The organism is Bacteroides ndongoniae (assembly GCF_900108345.1).
GTDB classification, from domain to species: Bacteria; Bacteroidota; Bacteroidia; order Bacteroidales; family Bacteroidaceae; genus Bacteroides; species Bacteroides ndongoniae.
This window is the reverse complement of sequence record NZ_FNVV01000014.1, coordinates 332,262-352,554: the sequence shown is the minus strand read 5'-3', so window position 1 is coordinate 352,554 and position 20,293 is coordinate 332,262. Positions and strand designations below refer to the sequence as shown.

Genomic DNA, 20,293 nt, shown 5'->3' with positions numbered 1-20,293 from the left:
AATAGACATTCCTATTTTTAATAAGAGGGCACATCCGCCAGTGGATGTGCCCTCTATTCTTTTTATATCTCAACTAGTCTTACAGGTTTGCCTCGGCCACCACCTGTCCGTCGAACAGGTTGATGATGCGGTCGGCAAAGCCGGCATCGTGCTGCGAGTGCGTCACCATGACGATGGTCGTGCCTTCCTTGTTCAGTTCCTTCAGCAAATCCATCACTTCCTTACCGTTCTTCGAGTCAAGGTTACCGGTAGGCTCGTCGGCCAGAATCAGCTTCGGGTTAGCTACCACGGCACGGGCAATGGCTACACGCTGCTGCTGACCGCCGGAAAGTTGCTGCGGGAAGTGCTTGGAGCGGTGACTGATGGCCATACGCTCCATTGCCTGCTCAATACGACGTTTGCGTTCGCTGGCAGGTACGCCCATATAGAGCAGCGGCAGTTCAATGTTCTCATACACATTCAGTTCGTCAATCAGGTTGAAGCTTTGGAAGACAAAACCGATGACACCCTTGCGCAAGCTGGTGCGCTGCGCCTCGGTGTATTTCGATACTTCCGTTCCGTTCAGGTAGTATTCGCCCGATGTAGGATTGTCCAGCAACCCAAGTATGTTGAGCAGTGTGGACTTACCGCAACCCGACGGTCCCATGATAGCTACAAATTCACCTTCGTTCACTTCGATATTCACATTGTTCAAAGCCAATGTCTGTACTTCTTCCGTACGGAAGATCTTCTGCAAATTTACAGTCTTAATCATAATCTTTCAGTTTTAATGCCTTTTCCGCTTGATGGGAAAAGACGGGTTAAATATACAGTTAATTTTATAATCAGTCTTTCTTTTTATTCAGTAATCGGATAACTCCCTCTTACTCCTTATATATATTCATCCCCCTCTCCTTGGGAGAGGGGCCGGGGGTGAGGCCCCCTACTCCCTCTTCATCACCTCTGCCGGATTCACCTGCGACGCCCGGCGTATCTGCCACAGCACGGTGAGCAGGGCGATGATGGCTACTATCACACCCGCCACAAGGAAAATCCACAACGAGAGCGGAGCGTGATGAGGGAAGTCCTCCATATAGCGGTGGATGCCGACGTAAGCAATGACGGCTCCCGTCACGAAGGCAGCTCCCAGCAGAACAAAGTACTTGCGCAGCAACAGGCGGCAGATGTCGGCCACCTGTGCGCCGTGCACCTTGCGAAGGGCTATCTCGCGGTAGCGCTGGCGAATGTCGTAGAGCGACAGCCCGAACAGCCCCAGGCAGGCGATGACGATGGCTATCAGGGCAAAGGTGATGACGATGCGCGTCACCTTCCGGTCTTCCTCGTGCAGGCGGGCTATCTCGTCCGTGACGAACGAATACTCAAAGTCGCCCCGGCCCACAGCCTCCTGGTAAAGGTCGCTGAGGAAGGCGATGGCTTCCTTCCGCTTACCGGGGGCGATGGAGAGGAACGTGAAGTCGCGCCAGCCGTTCTGATAAATGAAGACAATCGGCTGGTTTCCGCCCGACAAGTGGCCGGTGCGGAAGTCATCTACCACACCTATGATGTCGTAGGAGGGAATCTTATTCCAGTCGTCACCCGAACGGTACCAGAAGCGTTGGTTCGGCGTGACCTTCTCCGTCCGCCAGTCCCGGATGTGCAGGGCCTGGAGGAAAGCCCGGTTAGCTATCAGCTTGTAGGCATATTTGTCCTCCTCTCCTTTCCATCCCCGGCCTTCCAGCAGCCGGAAACCGAAGAAATCCATGTATTCGCGCGAGGCCCAGAGATAGCAAACCTCCACTTCCTGTCCGTCGTCCGTATGGAAGCGGGTATCCGGTTGCAGATTGTAGGGCGGGATGCCATAAGTCATTCCTGTAAACAAGGGTGACTCCCCGATGCGTTTTTCCAGCAGGGCAAAGGCGGCCTCTTTCTTCTTCAGCTCTTGTTCTCCGATTTCCCAGTTACTTATGGCCGCTGGGTTCTCTTTCCAAAACTGGCACTGAATGATGTCCTCCGTGCGGTAGCCCACGTCCGTATGCAGCAAGAACTGCAAGTGGCGGCTCAGGTAGATGGCGGCTACCGTCAGGCAAAAGGCAATGACGTATTGCAGGAAGAGGAACACCGTGCGCGAACGGGTTGCCTTACCTCCTACCCCCACCTGACTGAGCGAACGCATAGGGGCGGCATGCGCATAGCGCCAGTAAGGCGGCAGCATGGTGAAGAGCGGCAGCAGGAACAGCACAGCCGCGGACAGCAGCAGGTCGAAGCGCAGGTCGCCTTGTACGGGAATGTCGAACCACACGTCCACCAACCGCCGCGTCACCTCTACCAGCAGCCAGGCCAGAAAGACGACCGCCGCATTCAGGCAGACATTCTCCGCATAGAGCTGGAGGAAGATTTGCCCTTTGCCGGCTCCTAATACCTTCTTCATGCCCAGTTCGCGGCCCCGCTTCAGCATCACGACCGAATAGAGGTTCATGTAGTTGAGCAAGCCTACCAGCAGAATCAGCCCCACTACCAGTCCGAGCAGCCTGAGCACGTCCGGACGACCCTGAGTTACCGAGTCGACATAAGCAGATACCTGCCTGCTCAGGTAGAAGTTCTTGAGCGGAACAAGCTGGTAATAGACGGCCAGGTTACCATAGTATACCAGTTTCATGGGGGTACGGTTGGCCTGGTTTATCTCGTTCCCGTCCTCGGGGCGATGCAGGCGTACCACTTCGTAGGCCACCCGGCTCCAGTCCCTCATCAGATATACCGATAAGACGACATCGAACTGGAAAGAGGACTTTGTGGACGGCTCCTTCAGGATGCCAGCCACACGGACGGGCTTACCCGACGACGTAACCAGCTCCTTGCCCACGGCATGCTCGGTCCCGAATATCCGTAGAGCGGCCTGTGGCGTCAGCAGGGCTTCGTCGGGCTTTAGTTGCAGACTGCCTTCCTTGCAGCCGTAAGGTATCAGGTCGAAGAACAGGCTGTCCACCACTATGGTATTTACCGCATAGCGATAGTCGTCCTTCGCCACAAAGTCATCGTCAAACATCATAAACCGGCTGAACGCCTCCACTGCCGGATGATCCAGCGGATTGCGGTAATTGGGGTCGTTGTTCCGGTCCCCGCTCTCGCCCAATGACCCTCTCGGTTCTCCTTCCTTGAAAACAACTGTCAGGAAGGTCCGGTCGGCCTCGGGCACAAAATGATTGACAGTATACTCCTGGTGGATGTAACGCACCAGCACAAAGACACAACCCAGACTCAGGGCCAGTCCCAGCACATTGATGGCGGTGTAGGTCCTGAAGCGTAGGATGGTACGGATGGATAAGAGTAATGCTTTCATATATTCATTATTTATTCATTCTTCATCGCCTCCACCGGCTTCACCCGGCTCAGCATCCAGCCTTGCAGGCAGACGATGAGGGCAGACACGCCCCATACGACAACCAGCGGCCATACAAAGATGCCGACCGAAAGCGGGGCACGATAGGCAAACTGCTCTAACCAGCGCTGCATCAGCCACCAGGCGACGGGCATGGCCAGCACGTAGGCCACTGCGGCATAGAGGCAGAAAGGCTTGTTGAGCAGCCAGATGATCTGCCCGCGCGTGGCACCGTGCACCTTGCGGATGCTGATTTCGCGTATCCGCTGGCGGGTGGCATACCAGGCGATGCCGAACAGGCCGAAGCCCGTCAGCAGCAAGCCGATGAGGGCGTAGAACGTCAGCAGGTGCGACAGCGAGAGCACTTTCTCGTTCCGCTCCATGAATTCCCGGTGCATGTCCGTATAACGGAACGGCTGTCCGGGATTTATTTCGTCCCATACGGATTCGATTTGTTGCAAAGCCTCCGTACGACTTTCGGGGCGCAGGCGGATTTGAAGGCAGGCAGCCTTCTGCAAACCGCTTTCGGACAGCAGGCTGACCACAAGCGGCGTCACGGCCTCTTCCAATGAATTGACGGAAAAGTCGCGTACCACACCCGCCACTACAGCCAGACTGTCATCGGCCTCTGCATCGAACTCGCGCAACGAACGTCCGACAGGATCTGTGCCCGCCGGTACCAACTGGCGGACAAAGCTCTCGTTCACTAATACGGGGCGCGCCATCTGCTCCAGCAGGCGGGCAGGCCGCTCGCCGCTCAGCTGCTCCATGCGCAGCGTATGCAGCAGGGACGTATCGCCTTCCAATGCCAGCAGGTTGGTATGCACCTCGCTACCGTCGGGGCGTCTCACCGTCAGCTGGCGTATCCAGGCGTTCAGCACCGGCCCGTTGGAGAGCGTCACCGACTCGATGCCCTGCACGCGCTTCTCCAGTTCGGCCTTCAGCGGAGCCAGCGGGGCGCCGAATCCGTCACCTATTTCGATGCAGTCCGCGTAGCGGTCGGCCTGCCGTTCGGTCAGCCTCATCTGACGACGAGCCGTCAGGGTGGCCAGCAACAGGCCGATGGAGATAGCAAACTGCACCGTCACCAGCACAGCTACGAAACGTTGCTTGCGCCGTCCGCCGTAGAGCGTGCGGTATTGGCTGAACGACAGACGCGACAGGCGGCGACTGATATACCACGCCGGCACGACCGACATGACCAACACGAACAACAACAGCCACGGCAACATCCGGCTGCTGAAGAAGAATCCCATCGTGAGCCGCGAACCCAGCAGGCCGTTGAACACCGCCAGACAGTCGTTCACCAACAGCATAGAAAGGATGAAGGCCAACACGACCGTCAGGAAAGCGTCACCGAAGAGTTGCAGGCGGATGCTGCGCAGCGTACCGCCCATCAGCTTCTCCACGTGAATCATGCGCAACTGTTGCAGCAGGCGCGAAAGGCTCATGTTGGTATAGTTGCAGCAGGCGATGACCAGTATCAGCACCGCTGCCAGCAGGCTGATGTAAAGCGTCTGCACGGGTGTCTGGCTGATGTAGTCAAGCGTCTGTTGCGAAGCGTCGTCGGGCGTGGTGAAGCAGACGGCTTCCAACGGATCGAGGTGATACTTCGTCTGACCGGGCATCAGGGTAGGAACCTGATCGGCGTTTATCTTGTCGGCCAGGCGGACGGCATCCGTCCCCGGCGAAAGCTTCAGCAGCGTCGGACCACCCCAGTAATCGGAAGTCTGTGCGGTCAGCATGTCAAACCGGAGAAGCGACTGCCCACGTTCTTCGAGCACTGCCGCCACTTGGTACGTCTGCCTGCCACGGCTTTCGGACTGCACTTCGATGTGCCGTCCGAAGGCTTCGCCGCCTCCGAAGAGCCTGCGGGCACAGGCAGCACTCAGGGCTACCTGATCCGGACGGTGGAGCACCTGCTCCAGACTGCCCTGAGCCGTGCGGTAGTCGAAGAAGCGGGTTAGCGTCGTGTCGGCCGAGAGCAGTATCAGGTTGCCGTCCACCTTCCGGCCGTCCACCTTGCAGGAGAGCATATCCAACTTGCCCAGCCGCAAATAATCCTCCACCTCGGCATAGCTGTCCTTCAGGCGTTGGGGAATGTCGGCAGCGGCATAAGCCACACGCTTTCCCTCGTTCATCGGGTCGTCCTGCCGCAGGAAGACGATGCGGTCGCGATCGGGGTTGCTCCCCTCTAACCCGTGTTCATGTACGAAATAAGTCATCAGCAGGTTGGTACATGCCAACCCCAAGGCCAGACTGGCCACGGAGACGAGGAAGAACACCTTGTTCCGCCACCAGCTCCTGAGAATCATTTTCAGTGTTACGTTCAGTATCATCACATTCTTTCTATTATAATTTCCATTCATTCTTTATTTCTCATTTCTTTTTTCTCCCGACCTTGGCAATACATTCAAGCCGCGGAAGTCTTTTCCTCCCCAGGCATTGTCCGAAGCGAAGGCCGGCTGTTTTGTCGCTGCGCCCTCGTTGCAGTGTTACTGCACCCTCGTTGCAGCGTCACTGCACCGCCTTTGCAGCGTTACTGCATCGCCTTTGCAGAGCCACTGCATCCGCTTTGCAGCAAGTCATCGGCCTCTTCCCGGCAGGAGAAATGCCAGTCCGGTTTCTACTCACGCTTTATCACTTCGGCGGGATTGACGTGCGCCGCGCGCCACACCTGCCACATCACGGTGAACAGCGACAGCAAGGCGGTGACAAGGACGGCCACGACGAAAAGTTCGGGCGTCAACGGTGCTTTGTGGGCAAAGCCTTGCAGGTAGAGGGTGATGGCCAGCCACGACAATGGTACGGACACCAGCGTCGACACGCCCAGCACCGCCAGATACTTGCAGAGCAACAGCGGGTAGATGTCACGCGCCAGGGCACCGTTCACCTTGCGCAGGCCTATCTCACGGCGACGCTGGCTGATATCGAACAGCGCAATGGCCAGCAGGCCCAGCAGCGAGATGAGAATGGCCACACCGGCGAAGAGCGTGTAAATGCGCACCACGCGGCGGTCGTCCTCGTACATCTTGGCCAGGACGTCTTCTATCAACGTGTACTTAAAGTCAGTGCGGCCAGTAGCTTCCTTGTACAGGCCGGACAGGAAGTCGATGACGCGCGCCCGGTCTTCGTGGCGGTAGGCGGCGGTCACGGAGAATAGTCCTAATGTTTCATCTTTATAATAAATGACCATGGGCATGGTAGCCTTGGCCAGGTGTCTCACATTAAAGTCCTTGATGACGCCCACAATCTCGCAAGGCGGATTGTAACGGTCGGGCATCCAGCTTGAGGCAAAATGCTTGCTCTCCGGTTGCAGCTTTTCCCGGGTGATGTCCTTGATGCCCAGCACCCGCTTGGCCGTCTCGTTGATGATGCACTTGAAGCTGTTCCGGGTCCATGCCTCGTCTACAGAGTCGTTCCACAGGCGGCCTTCCACCAGTTGCAGCCCGTACATGTCCATCTCGCGCTGGCTCATGTTGACGACCAACGCCTGATGAAACCCATTTTCAGCCCGTTCAAGGGCAAAGTTCTTCAGTTGCCCTCCATCAAGTAGAAAGTCTGTGCTGCGACACCAATGCTCGAAAAGTGTAGTTTCGGCCATACGTCGGTTCACCAATTCGCGGTTGGCTCGTTGCCGTTTACCTTCGTCCAGCATATTTTCCTTACTGTCCTTGTACAAGCTCAACGAGTTTTGATACATGGTAGCGTTGATGATGTCGTGCGCGCGGAAGCCCAGGTCGGCATGCAGCATGAAGTCCAGTTGCTTGACGAAGAACAGCGAGACGCTGATGATGAAAATGGTCAGCACATACTGTACACCCAAGAACACCATGCGCGAACGTACGGACACGCGCGAGGTCGTGATGGCGCGGATGGAGTTGACGGGCAGGCTGCGGGTAAACTTCAGGTAGGGATAGACGGTGGTGAGCAGCGGCAGCACCCAGAGTACGATGGCCGAGACTAACAGGTCGAAGCGCACGTCAGAGACCACAGGGATGTAGAGTTCGTTGTAGAACAGGTAACGGGTCACTTCCAGAATGGTCCAGCACAGCAGCAGTGCAAAGCCCGCCAGCAACATATTCTCCACGTAAATCTGTACGAAGATAGCTGCCTTGCCCGCCCCGAACACCTTCTTAATGCCGAACTCGCGCGAGCGGCGCGACATAATGACGGTGTAGATGTTGACAAAGTTCAGCAGCCCGATGAGCCCCATCAGAAAGGCGACCGCCGTCAGCACACTGATGTAGCCCGGATTGCCAAAGCAGTATAGGGAATTATCTCTTTCGAGATCGGCATCGAAGTAGAGTTCCGACAGGGGCAGGTATTCATAGTGCATGGTCTGGTAAGTGCCCCACTTGTCGCGTGGCACCTCCTTACCGTGCTTTTGGTTCAGTGCCTTCAGGTCGTAGCCGGGCACCATGCGCAGGGCGTAGCAGGGGCTATAGAAGAGGAAGTCATCTACCTCGTCGGACATGAACAGCTGGGGCTGCCAGGAGGTCTTGGTGGTAGGGGCGTCTACCACACCGATAATGGTAAACTTCCGTCCCTGTCCGTTAGTGAAGCTACTGCCCACCACCGGCTTGCCTTGTAGTACCTCTTCCCAGAAGGAGCGGGTGATGATCACATCGCCCGGACGGCGGATGCGGTTACTGCCCGTCAGTACCTTGTAAGGAAACAACTTGAAGAAGGTGCTGTCGATGGAGAACACCCGGCTCTGCACCTGCCGCTTGCCGAAGACCAGCGTCAGGTCGCTCACCGGAGTATAGGCCGTAAACTCCTCCACCGCCGGGTCTTCTTCCAGTCCCGAGCGGTAACCACTTAATGAGCATTCGCCGTTGCTTACAGTTCTCTTCACTAAGCAGATACGTTCATAGTCGGGGAAACACCGGTTCACCGTGTTCTCTTGATGGATGTAGCGCGCAATGGTCAGCACGCAGGCCAGGCTGACGGCCAGCCCCACTACATTGAGCACCGTGTAAGCCCTGAATTTCAGCAGGGCGTTGATGGATAGGATAAGCAGTCTCATAGGCATTCACAGCCTCACCCCCGACCCCTCTCCCAAAAAGAGGGGAGGCTGGGCTACGGCTTTCGTTTTAGGTTATTGTTATCTGTTCTTTATTCCTTTTTTAGTTGACAAGGGAACAAGGCTTCAGACTACGAGGACAGAGCTTATATCAGCTTTGTTCTTCTCCATCCTCCTCAACTTGTTCACTCGTTAACTAATTCATTCTCTCTTCACCACCTCCGCCGGATTCTCATTCGCCGCCCGCCATACGCGCCAGCCGATGCACAGAGCCACCAACAGCGCCATGCCAAAGAAGATGACGGCATAGAGCCACCAACTGAGAGACGTTTGTTCCACATAACTCTCCAGCCAGCGCTTCATCAGCACATAGCCCACGGGGAAGGCCACCACGGCAGCAACGGCAAGCAACGACAGGTATTCGCGGGCAAAGAGGCCGAGGATGTCCCCTACCCGCGCCCCGTTCACCTTACGGATGGCTACCTCCTTGCGGCGACGTTCACAACTCAGGGTAATCATGGAGAAGATGCCGAAGGCAGATACCAGGATACAGACAATGGAAACGAAAGTCAGCAGGTGCAGCAACAAGCTTTCGGCCTTGAGGTAAGCATTATATTCGTCCATGACGTTTACCAGCTGGTAATGCACTTCGGGATAGTCCTTCGCAAAGAGGCTGTCCACCCGATGACGGAGTTCAGACCAGGCGCCTTCGTGATACTTCAGCAAGATGTGGTCTCCGCTTGTCCAGTCAAACCGTCTCACGTAAAGGGTGGGTTGGACAGGAATGGTAGGTGCTGTGATGTGGAAGTCGCGTACCACGCCGACGACCGTGGCTTTCTGCTTGTTGCTACTACAAGTAAGGGACATCCCTATCGGATTGGATATGCCCATAGCCCGTACGGCCGACTCATTCAGCATGACCTGCCCTTCACCGGCGTCCTGACGGATAAAGTCACCTGCGGCCAGGCGGATGCCGTAGAAAGCGGCAAGCGTATCGTCCAGGCAAGTCATGCGTGTGCCCTCCATTTTGAGATCCTCTGGTTTCCCCTCCCAGTCGATGGAAGTGGCACCTCTGGCTCCTTCGGGCAGAAGACCGTAATAACCAGTGAGCACCCGGCTGACGAAAGGCATCTGCCGGACCCGATTTACAATCTCCTCTTCCGAATTGTCAGGATAGAGAAAGGTAAAGGCGGCGATGTTGCGTCGCTCCCAGCCCAAGTCAGTATGTTGCAAATAGTTCAGCTGTTTCATCAGCACCACCGTACAGAAGATGGCTAGCAGACTGATGAATAGCTGCAGGCCCACCATCACCTTGAGACGGCGCCCCGACCGGCTACGTTCAGGCTGCAGGGAAGAATAGCGGAAAACGAAGGGCAGCAACAATACCAGGGAGAGTGCCAGCACCATCAGGAAATAGAGCAGCGACTCACCATACACGTTGCCCTCCACGCCCGAAAGCCGCTGGAAAGACGGTTGCAACAACTCGACCAGCACAAAGCCTAAGAAACCTGAAAGCAGGACGAGCAGGGAATATTCGGTGGTGAGCATTGCGAAGAGCCCCCTACCGGAAGAGCCGCACACGCGCCGCAAGGCCAGCTCACGACGACGAATGTCCATACGCGAGAGAAACAAAGCCAAGTGATTGAACAGCGAACAGAGGATGATCAGCCCGCCCGCCACGGCAAACAGCACAAGGTAGGAGAAGCTGACAAGCCGCTCCTCGTTGAACGAAGCCTGACGGACTTCGGAAAGAGGCATCAGTCGAAGGCGGCCGGTAATCTTGCGGTAGCGATCGTCTGTCTGCTCGGCATAAGCACGGAACTTCTCTTCCAGAGCCTTGGGTGACACACCCGGGGCAAGACGTACCACCACCTCGAAACCTGCATTATACCACTCGTTCTGCCATTTGCGGAAGTAAGCTCCCTCGCAGATAAATCCGAACGAAAAATTGCTGTGCGGCAGGTCATTGACAATGGCACAGACAGTGACTTCCTGATCGTTATACTCAACTTTACGGCCAAGCACGTCCGTCGTGCCGAATAACCGTTGCGCCGTCCGCTCCGTCAGGGCTACCTGTCCGTCCGTATAAAGGAAATCGGGGGTACCTGCCAATATATGGATGCCGAAGAGGTCCATAAAGCAGGAGTCCAACTGCATGCTGGGCAATTCCAGTGTCGGTTGTCCCTCCAAGCCCAGCTCCCAATTCGGATAGCGGGTAAAGGCACAAGCTGCTTCCACTTCGGGGAACTCCTCCTTTAACAATGTGGAGACGGGATAAGACACATTGGGCGACAGTCCTCCGGCCTCGATAACAGATTCGGTATAGAGCAGGTACATACGGTCTGCCGCTTCGTAATGGCTGTCGAACGATGCTTCATAGTGCATCCACAGGTTGGCAAAGGCGAAGCAGGCAAAGCCAACGGCTATCCCCACCACATTGACGGCGGTCTGCGTGCGATACTTCAGCAGGTTGCGCCAGGCGATTTTAAGGTAGTGTAATATCATAAGCATTCACAGCCTCACCCCCGACCCCTCTCCCGAGGAGAGGGGAGGCTGGGCTACGGCTTTCGTTTTAGGTTATTGTTATCTTTATCAATTCTTCATTATCAATTCTCCATTATCAATCTGTATTCACCCCCTACTCCCCTCTCCTTGGGAGAGGGGCCGGGGTGAGGCTTCTATTCCCTCTTCACCACATCTGCCGGATTCTCGTTCGCCGTCTTCCAGATGCGGTGGCCTATGCTGACAGCCACACAGGCGGCAATGCCGACAAAGACAAGCAGGAATGGCAAGAAGCCAATCTCCACCTGACGGTTGTAATTCTCTATCCAACGCCGCATTACCCACCAGGCCGCAGGGAAGGCTATCAGCGAGGAAACCACTAACAGCAGGGCATATTCGCGGAAGAACAGGGCAAGGACATCCCTCACCGTAGCTCCGTTCACCTTGCGGATGGCAATCTCCTTACGGCGACGTTCGCAAGCCAGCGTAACCAGCGAGTAGATGCCAAAGATGGAGATGAGGATGCACACCACCGACGAGAAACCGAGCAGCGACGACAGGGCGTCTTCCGACTTCAGATAGTTGTTGTAACATTCTTCTTCGCTATAAAGAAAGAGCTTGCGGTCGGGCAGTTCGGCTCGCTGCATCTCCTCGATGCGACGGCGGCATTCGTCCCACGTACCCGGACGGTATTTGAAGAGGACGAAGCAACGGGCATGCATCCACCCCACCTGGTCGGTATTGACAAATACCGTGTTGGGCAGTTCGGCGGTGGGCGACTTGTAGGCACAGTCCTTCACTACGCCGATGACGGTCATAGGCTCCACTTTGCGGTTGGCGAAGAACAGTTGCTTGCCCACAGCCTCTTCGGGACTCCAACCCAAGCGGCGGGCCGTACTCTCCATGATGTTCACCTGCCGATACTCCGACTTGGCCGATACCCATTCACCGGCCAGCAGCTGCATGTCGTAAAAGCGGAAGAACTCTTCGCCCGCCAGCACTTCGTCGAAAGTCAAGGGTTGCTCCAGCCGGCCTTCCATGCCCGTGTATCCATCTATCTGATACGACGAATAAGCCCCCTCGCCCAGCAGCGGCCAATAGGCCGGACGTACCACTTCCGTCACCATGGGCAGAGCCTTGATTTTCTCGGCCCATACGTTCATGTCCACATTCATCCAGATGCTGACGGCGGCACGTCCGCGATAATCCAGACCTGTATCTACCCGGCGCAGGTGGTGCAGTTGCATCTGCATGACCACCGTACAGAAGATGAAGGCCAGGCAGACCGTCAGCTGAAGGACAACACTCCCCTTGCGCCAGGCCGTACCCGAAAGGGCGTTACCCGTGTGGATGTTGCCGTGCAACGACCGCTTCTGGAACAACCACACCGACAGGACGACAACGGCCATCATGGCTGCCGAGACACACGTGATGTAGAGCATCGCCGAACGATAGACCGAGAAATCGGTGTCCTGAATAAGAGAATAGCGCAAGAAAGCCGGCATCAGCAATTCCACCAACACCATGCCCACCACCAGAGCTGCCAGCACAGTGAGCAGAAAGTCGGTGCAGAGCAGAGCTACCAGCGAACGCAGGCCTGCCCCGCAAATCTGCCGCAAAGCCATTTCCCTGCGGCGCGTACGGAATCGGTCGGCGTAGATGGTCAGGTAATTGAAGAAGGCACAAACGATGATAAGTACCCCTACGGCGGCAAACCAGGTGATATAACGGAACTGCACCGTCTGATTGTCTTTGGTAATGAAACCCTCCGTGGCACGAAGGCCCGTCAGCGGTTCCAGATAGAAACGTGTCAGTCCGGTGCTTTCTCTGTATTTGCTTTTGGTCAGCTCTTCGGGGAAGTGGGCGTTCATCTTCTCCAGCAATTGGGAGACATCCGTACCCGGCTTCACCTTGACAAGCGTCCGGTAGGTGTAGTCGTCCCAGCCAGTCCGACCGTTTCCGCTGCCCAGGAAGGCATAGGGGAAATTGGTATGCGCTCCCCAGTCGCTCACTATGGAACCGATGGTGTATTCCTTGTTCCTGTTGAGGTTGGTCACGGTCTGACCGATGACATCCGTTGTGCCAAACAGCAGGCGTGCAGTCTTCTCAGTAATGGCGATACGGTTGTCTGCCGCACCGGCGGAATGGAGGAAACTCTCGTCACCGTCCAGCGTCCGGATGTCCAGCATACGCAGGGCAGTTGTGTCGGGCATGAGTATAGGAAGCTCCAGCATCCGGTTGTCTTTTACGACAAAAAGCATACTTGTTTCAAACTGACAGTAATCTTCAATCTCCGAATAGTGTTCTTTCAGGTAACGGCCCAACGCTTGGGGTGTGTAGCTTGCGGAGGAGCCTCCGAAACTATCATCGTTCACCCCGACCAGATACAGACGGTCGGCATCGCGGTGAAAACTGTCATAAGTCATCTCGTAGTGCACCCAGAAAGCAGAAAGGGCAAAACAGGCCAAGCCCACAGCCAGTCCCAGGATGCTGACGACGCTCTGTGTGCGATATTTCAGCAGGTTGCGCCAGGCGATTTTAAGGTAGTGTAGTATCATATTTTTTTCCTTTTTTAGTTGACAAGGGAACGAGGCTTCAGGCTACGAGGACAGGGTTTATATTAGTTTTGTTCTTCTGCCTCCTCGTCCACTCGTCAACTTGTCTACTCGTCAACTTGTTAACTATTTTATTCTCTCTTTATCACCTCCGCCGGATTCTGCCTTGCCGTACGCAGGATGCGGAAGACGACTGTCAGGGCAGTGACGACGGCTACCAAGACGAAAATGCTTATCCAGAAGAGGAAGCCGTGGTCGAAGAAGACGATGTACATGCGCTTCCATTGCTGCAGCAGGAACCATACCAGCGGGAAAGACAGCAGCGCACTGACGACCAGCAGGACGATATACAGGCGGGCAAAGAGCAACATGATCTGCGGTACGCCCGCACCGTTCACCTTGCGGATGGCCACCTCCTTCTGACGACGCTCGGTGTCGAGCGTAATGCTGGAATATACACCCAGCAGGGTGATGAGGATGCTGACGATGGCAAAGAACAGCACGATGTTCTTCAGCGTGTATTCCAACGGTTGGCGGTCGTGGATATCGTCGAGCAGTGTGCTGACCTGTACAGGTACGCTTTCGGGCAAGGTCTCGCGCAGCACCTGCTCCACCCACGTCCGGACCTCCTGCTCCTGACCGGTGCGGCACTTCAGATAGCAATGGCCGATGTAGCCCGAAGCATCGTAGGGGATGAAGACGTAACCTTGGCTCTTCGTATAAGTGTCGGTCTGGAAAGGCTCGCAGATGCCGCTGACGGTATAGCTCCGCTGCGAGTCGTACAGAGGCATCCCCATCACGTCCTTCTGCAACCGTTGCTGCAAGGTGCGGTCCGCCACTAAGTCGGTGGATGCCTGCAAGCCATGGCCCTGCTCTAAGGAAATATTCATGAAGGAAAAGAAATTCCGGGGCACTGCCATGACGTTGACTTCCAGCCACGAGTCAGGATTGTCTTTCTCGGTCATCATCAGGTTGCCCGACGAACCGTACAGATAGTTGATATCCGCCAGCAGGACATCCTGCACGGCAGCGTGACTCTTGAAACGGTCCACTAAGCTTTGCTTGTCGGCATTGTTCAGGAACGAATAGTCCAGCGGAATGCTGAGGATGGAAGCTTTCTCCTGCATGGAGAGGGTATGCAGCAGGGTGCCGCTTGTCTTTTCGGACTGCAGATAGAGGGCGGCGGACAAGGCCACGAACAGCCAGCAGACAAAGAACTGCACACCCAGCATGAAGTTGCGTCCCCGATGGCTCCGACGCCGACGACTGCCTCCACTGAGTCCGTCCTGCACCGATATGCGGCGGATGCGCAGCGTGGCTACCAGGCAAATACCTGCACAAAGCAGAACCAGCAGTCCGATGTACTGGGCGGCATGGCGCATGAGCAGCGACTTACTGAAGACCACCGACATGGAAAACAGCGAATAGTCCATCCGTCCGTCGGTCACCTCGATGCCCCAAAGCACCAGCAGCGAGGCTGCCAGCACCACCAGCAACGACTGGATGAACAACAGGGCAAAGAGCTGACTGCCGCTGCATCCGTTCACCTTCATCACGCTGAACTCTTTCGTGCGGTTGAAATACGAGCCGATAAGGAAGTGGAAGAAGTTGAGCAGCCCCACCAGCAGGATGAGCATGCCCATGCTGCCGGTTATCCAACTGATGATGGACAGTTGCTTGCGTTCGTCGGGAAACTGACCGATGGGAAACACCTGTACTTCGTAATCCCTGCCATACAAATTCCAGCCGAAGCCACGTTGCGCAATCTCCCCTTTCAGTTGCCGGATGTCGGCATGGGGTGCCAGCAGGGCATACGTATTACCACCCGTCATCTCGTGGCGCTGTTCGCTCTGCAGAAGGCCGTCGCTGTCGTTCAGCACCAGCATGTCCATCGTTTCCATGAAGTAGAGGGAGTTGTTCTGCGGTGTATCGTCCATGACGGCCTGCACGGTATAGACAATGCCTCCGTCGGCGGGAGTGCCCGACGGCGACGTAAAGAGCCTCCGGTTCAGGGTGCAAGTCTTGCCGATGGCCTCGGATTCACTGCCGAAGATGCGGACAGCCGTCGCGCGGCTCATCACCAGTGCGTTGGGCGTATGGCTGGCCGTCTGCCAGCTTCCGGCCAGGATGCGGGGGGTGAAGATGCGGGCATAAAGGCTGTCCGTCTCCATCCGCCGCAGCTCGTAGGGCAAAATCTTGCCGGGCTTCACCTCGACATCGAAGGTATATTGGCGGGGATAGGTGACGAACGAAAGGGCTTCCACCTCTTTTGCCCAAGTGCGCATGTCCTCGCAAAGGGGGGCGGGCGTGCCGGAGAAATAGTTTCCCGTGCCGGGGTCGTACATGTTTATCTGCACAATCCGCTTATAGTTGTCGAAGCAGTGATTGGTTGACTCAATGTAACGGCTGCAATACAGACAAACACAGAAGCTGAACAGACCCACGGCCAGTCCGATGATGGAAATAACGTTTTGCGTGCGATATTTCAGCAGGTTTCTGATGGCTAATGTCAAGTAATGTAGTATCATAAGCATTTGGGGCCTCACCCCCGCCCCCTCTCCCAGGGAGAAGGGAGGATGGGTTGTGGCTTTCATTTTTTAGTTATTGTTATCTATTCAATCATTCTTATCAATTTATTCCGTATAACGCTGAATCATTCACCCCCTTCCTCCCCTCTCCTTGGGAGAGGAGCCGGTGGTGAGGCTTCTTACTCCCTCTTCACCACCTCTGCCGGATTCTTGTTCGCTGCCTGCCACACGCGCCAGCCGATGCAGATAAGGATAAAGATATAAAGCAGGATGCCGATGACGGCATAAAGCCACCATGACAAAGAGGTACGTTCCACGTAATGTTCCAACCAGCGGCTCATGACCAGTGTCCCGATGGGGAAAGCAACGAGACAGGCCAACACCAGCAATACCCCGTACTGATACAGGAAGAAACGGATGATGTTTCCCGCCGTCGCACCGTTCACCTTGCGGATGGCAATCTCCTTCTGACGACGGGCGCAGTCGAGTGTCACGTGCGAGTAAACGCCAAACAAAGAGATGACCACGCACACTACGGATATGAACGAGAGCAGATACATCAGCGCACGTTCCGACACCAAATACCGGTCATAGACTTCGTTCACTGTCTGCAACCGGCAGAAGGCTCCGGGAGCATACTCGTTCATCTTCTGTTCACAGAATTGCTTCAGTTCCTTGGAATGTGCTTCGTCGAAACGGATCAGGATGTTGTTTCCGTCCAGCTCAGACGAGTAGAAAGGTTTGCTAATCCGCATGGGCTGTGCCGGAACGGTGGGAGCAAAAAGGTGAAGATCCTTCATGACTCCCGTCACCGTAAACATTCCCATCTTCTTACCCAACGGATGAGCCCAGCCAAAGGCCTTGGCCGCCGTCTCGTTAATAATGATATCCTTGGGGGTATCCAGCTTGCCACTGCCTTGCAGAATGCGGATGCCGTAGAAGCGGATAAAGTCTTCTTCCTGGGTAATCACCTGTAGAGTTACCGGACGGTCATCGGGCTGTTTCCCCTCCCATTCATTCACGCCTATACTGACGGAACGTGTACGTGGCAGCAGCGAATACATGTTTTCCTGCACTACCTGTACGTAGGGCAACCGGCGGATGTCATCTATCAGTTTTTTCCTTTCAGGGACATGGACGATGAGAGTTGCCCTTCCGTCGCGTTCAAAGCCGATGTCGACGTGCGACAGATGGTAGAGTTGCTTCATCAGGACGGACAGGCAGAAAAGAATGAGGACAGACATAAACAGTTGCAGCCACACACTGACCTGCTGGAAGCTGACCCGCACATGGCCTGCATACCGGCTGCCGTTCATCACGTCGGCCAGTGATTTCCGGCTGTAATGCCAGACCACACAGAACGTCAGCAACAGGGAGACGGCCAATACAAACAGGTAATACAGGAATGCCCGGAGCATGACACCCGTCTCCACATGGGACAGTTCGCGGAAAGCAGAGGCAGAGAGTTCGGTAAGCGTCATGCCCAACAGGCCGCTTGCCAGCAACAATACCACCAACTCGGACATGAACAGCGACAGCAACCCTGTCCGCGAGGAACCGCAGACCGTGCGCAGTGCCAGTTCGCGGGCACGGATGCGGATGCGAGTCACCAGAATGGAAAAGTAATTGACCAGTGCCAGCAGGATGATGAAGCCTCCTACTACCGAGAATAACCGGACATACCTCAACGACACGCTGCCGGTGTCCTGATAGATGGTATAGCGGCAACGGGTGATTGGTTCTATCTGCCAATGTTTCCGTATCGTTTCTTCTCCCTGACGGAACTCATGCGTTTCCAGCTTACGGGCGAAGGAATGGGCATCCGTCCCTTCGCACAGACGGATGCAGGACGTATAAGAGAGATTGCTCCAGCCTGCATCTTTCCCGGACACGCCGGTCAGCATTTCATAGAAGAAGTTGGAATGCCTGCTCCATCCCGATACGACGGCAACCACCTTCATCTTGTTACTTCCAACCTCCACTTCACGGCCCAGCACATCGGTCGTACCGAATATCCGGCGGGCACCTTCTTCGGTCAATGCGATGCCTTCCGAAGAGTGCAGAAAGTCCCAACTGCCTTGCAGCAGCCGGACATCGAACATACGTACAAAGGATGAATCAATCTGCAGCTGACTCATCTGACAAGTCTGCCCCTCCCACTTGACATCGGAGGCCCAACGAAGAAATGCCGCGGCATCTTCCACCTCGGGGAAAGCCTCGCGTACTGCCGCAGCCAGGGGATAGGCATCGGTGCTGGAGATGCGTGACAACTCGTTTCCTGACCTCAGATAAATTGTATAAAGGCGGTCGGCTCCCCGATGAAAATCATCATAGGTCAGTTCATACCGTATCCAGATCATGGAAAAGGCAAAGCAAGCAAAGCCGACTGCCAGCCCCACCATACAGACTGCGGTCTGCACCTTATATTTCATCAGGCTGCGTACAGCCACTGTCAGATAATGTAGTATCATAAGCATTCATGGCCTCACCCCGGCCCCCTCTCCCAAGGAGAGGGGAGGCAGAGCTACAGCTTTCTTTTCTTTATCTATGGTTATCTATTCAGTTATTCTTATCTATTTATTTCGTATGATGCCGAATCATTCATACTTTTCCTCTCCTTTCTTTGGGAAAGGAGAAGCAGGGTTGCGGCTTCCATTCAAAATGGTTGTTATCTGTTTATCCTTGTTTATACTCTATTCATTCCTCTTCTGAAGGTACATCAGAACTGAGTGATGCTATCCGGCTCCCCTCCTTCGGGAAGGAGGGGTGCCCAACGGGCGGGGTGGTAGGTCATTGCAATTTGCAATGAATCTTATGCCTTATGTTTTCACCTACCACCTCCCCCTCCCGGGTACTCCTCCTTCCAGAAGGAGGAGAGTTTCAGATACCTTTTCCAGACATCCCATCCCGGGGGTGAGGCTCCTACAGCACCAGCTCCTCCGCATCCCCGAAGTTATCGTATCCGGTCGTAATCACCCAGTCACCGGGTTGGAGGCCGTCGGTCACCTCGTATTGCTGCGGGTTCTGGCGGCCGATGGTGATGGGCACACGTACGGCGCGTGTCTTGTCCTTGCTCAGTTTGTATATCCACTGGCCGCCCGTGGCCTGGTAGAAATTGCCGCGGGGGATGACGAGGGCATCCTCAGGCTGGCCGAGTTCGATCTGCACACGGAAGCTCTTGCCCACACGGACATTGTCGGGCATGTCGGCGGTGAAGACGAGGTCGACGTCGAACATGCGGTCCTTCACCTCGGGCACCACCTTGGTGATCTTCAATGGGTAGCGCTTGCCCTGGTAGAGGATGGTGGCGGGCAGACCGGTGGTGATGCGGTCGATGTAGTACTCGCTGAGCGAGGTGTGCACCTTGAACTGGTCGAGCACCTTGATTTCGGCAATACTTGCGCCGGACTGTACCTGCTGGCCGGGGGTGACGCTGACGAAGCTGAGCTGTCCGCTGATGGGGGCACACACCACGAGGTCGTTGAGCCGCTGGCACGAACGCTCGTACTTCTTGCGCTCGCGTTCGCGGTCGTTCAGCAGCAGGTCGCGGCGGATGATGGAGACGGCCGAGTCGTGGCGCAGGCTCTGGCGTTGCAGGCGGGCGGTCTTCTCCTTGTAGCGGTACTCGTCTTCGGACACCTGAAGCTGGGCCTTGCTCTTGATGCCCATGCGATACTCCTCTTTCTCCAGCTCGAAACTCTTGCGCAGTTTCTCCAACTCGTAGTCGGTCTGCAGGGCCTGTTGTTGCAGGGTGAGGCTCTGCTGCTCCATCTCAATCTCTTTCTCGCGGTAGGTGATGAGCTGTTTCTCCCACTCGTCGCGCTGGTCTTCGATGGTGCGAAGCAGGTCGAGGTTCTCAAGCACGAGGATGGTGTCGCCTTGCTTCATCATGTTGCCCTCTTCGCCAACGATGCGGCTGACGCTGCCCGCCTCGCGAGCATTGACTTTGATGGTGAGGATAGGCTGCACAAGTCCTTCGACGTCAACGTACTCCATGAATTTATCTTTCTTCACTTCGGCCATCTGAAGGCTTTCAGCATCGATGCGCAGCTTGCGGGGGCCGGCGGAAAGGATGATGACGTAGATCAGGAAGGCCAGGAAGACCACGCCTCCGGCCAGGTAATAACGGTAGCGGATGTACCAGGGTTTCTTTTCGAGTTTGATGTCCATAAACGTATTGTGTATTTATATTTTTATTTACATGTCTGATAGGCTGCCCACCACGGTATACGACCGAGAGGGTCTCAGTCGTATACTTAGGGTATCTCAGTTCTATACTTAGGCTGCCTCAGTCGTATACTTAGGGGGTCAACATCTATCTTATTCA

9 protein-coding genes are annotated in these 20,293 nt (G+C 55.5%); all 9 read right to left on the bottom strand.

Going from position 1 to position 20,293, the window contains the following annotated elements:
* Positions 1–79: 79 nt before the first annotated feature.
* Positions 80–754 (bottom strand): ABC transporter ATP-binding protein, encoded by a 675-nt coding sequence (locus BQ5591_RS12360; protein WP_022162734.1) that lies wholly within the window; start codon positions 752–754, stop codon positions 80–82.
* A gap of 168 nt (positions 755–922) precedes the next feature.
* The gene (locus BQ5591_RS12355) at positions 923–3,316 is read right to left on the bottom strand and encodes an ABC transporter permease (protein ID WP_071149606.1); all 2,394 of its coding nucleotides are present in this window, start codon (positions 3,314–3,316) and stop codon (positions 923–925) included.
* Positions 3,317–3,327: 11 nt separating this feature from the next.
* The gene (locus tag BQ5591_RS12350; protein WP_235817089.1) at positions 3,328–5,724 is read right to left on the bottom strand and encodes an ABC transporter permease; all 2,397 of its coding nucleotides are present in this window, start codon (positions 5,722–5,724) and stop codon (positions 3,328–3,330) included.
* A 257-nt stretch (positions 5,725–5,981) separates the two neighbouring features.
* The gene (locus BQ5591_RS12345) at positions 5,982–8,384 is read right to left on the bottom strand and encodes an ABC transporter permease (RefSeq protein ID WP_071149605.1); all 2,403 of its coding nucleotides are present in this window, start codon (positions 8,382–8,384) and stop codon (positions 5,982–5,984) included.
* Between the two features lie 198 nt (positions 8,385–8,582).
* A complete protein-coding gene (locus BQ5591_RS12340; protein WP_071149604.1) occupies positions 8,583–10,886 on the bottom strand; it encodes an FtsX-like permease family protein in 2,304 nt (767 codons plus the stop codon).
* A 173-nt stretch (positions 10,887–11,059) separates the two neighbouring features.
* A complete protein-coding gene (locus BQ5591_RS12335) occupies positions 11,060–13,441 on the bottom strand; it encodes an ABC transporter permease (protein WP_071149603.1) in 2,382 nt (793 codons plus the stop codon).
* A 128-nt stretch (positions 13,442–13,569) separates the two neighbouring features.
* A complete protein-coding gene (locus tag BQ5591_RS12330) occupies positions 13,570–15,966 on the bottom strand; it encodes an ABC transporter permease (protein WP_071150701.1) in 2,397 nt (798 codons plus the stop codon).
* Positions 15,967–16,145: 179 nt separating this feature from the next.
* On the bottom strand, positions 16,146–18,437 hold the full coding sequence (locus tag BQ5591_RS12325) for an ABC transporter permease (protein WP_071149602.1): 2,292 nt from the start codon (positions 18,435–18,437) through the stop codon (positions 16,146–16,148).
* 451 nt (positions 18,438–18,888) lie between these two features.
* Positions 18,889–20,136: an efflux RND transporter periplasmic adaptor subunit gene (locus BQ5591_RS12320; protein ID WP_071149601.1), complete on the bottom strand. Its 1,248-nt coding sequence runs from the start codon at positions 20,134–20,136 to the stop codon at positions 18,889–18,891.
* Positions 20,137–20,293 lie beyond the last annotated feature (157 nt).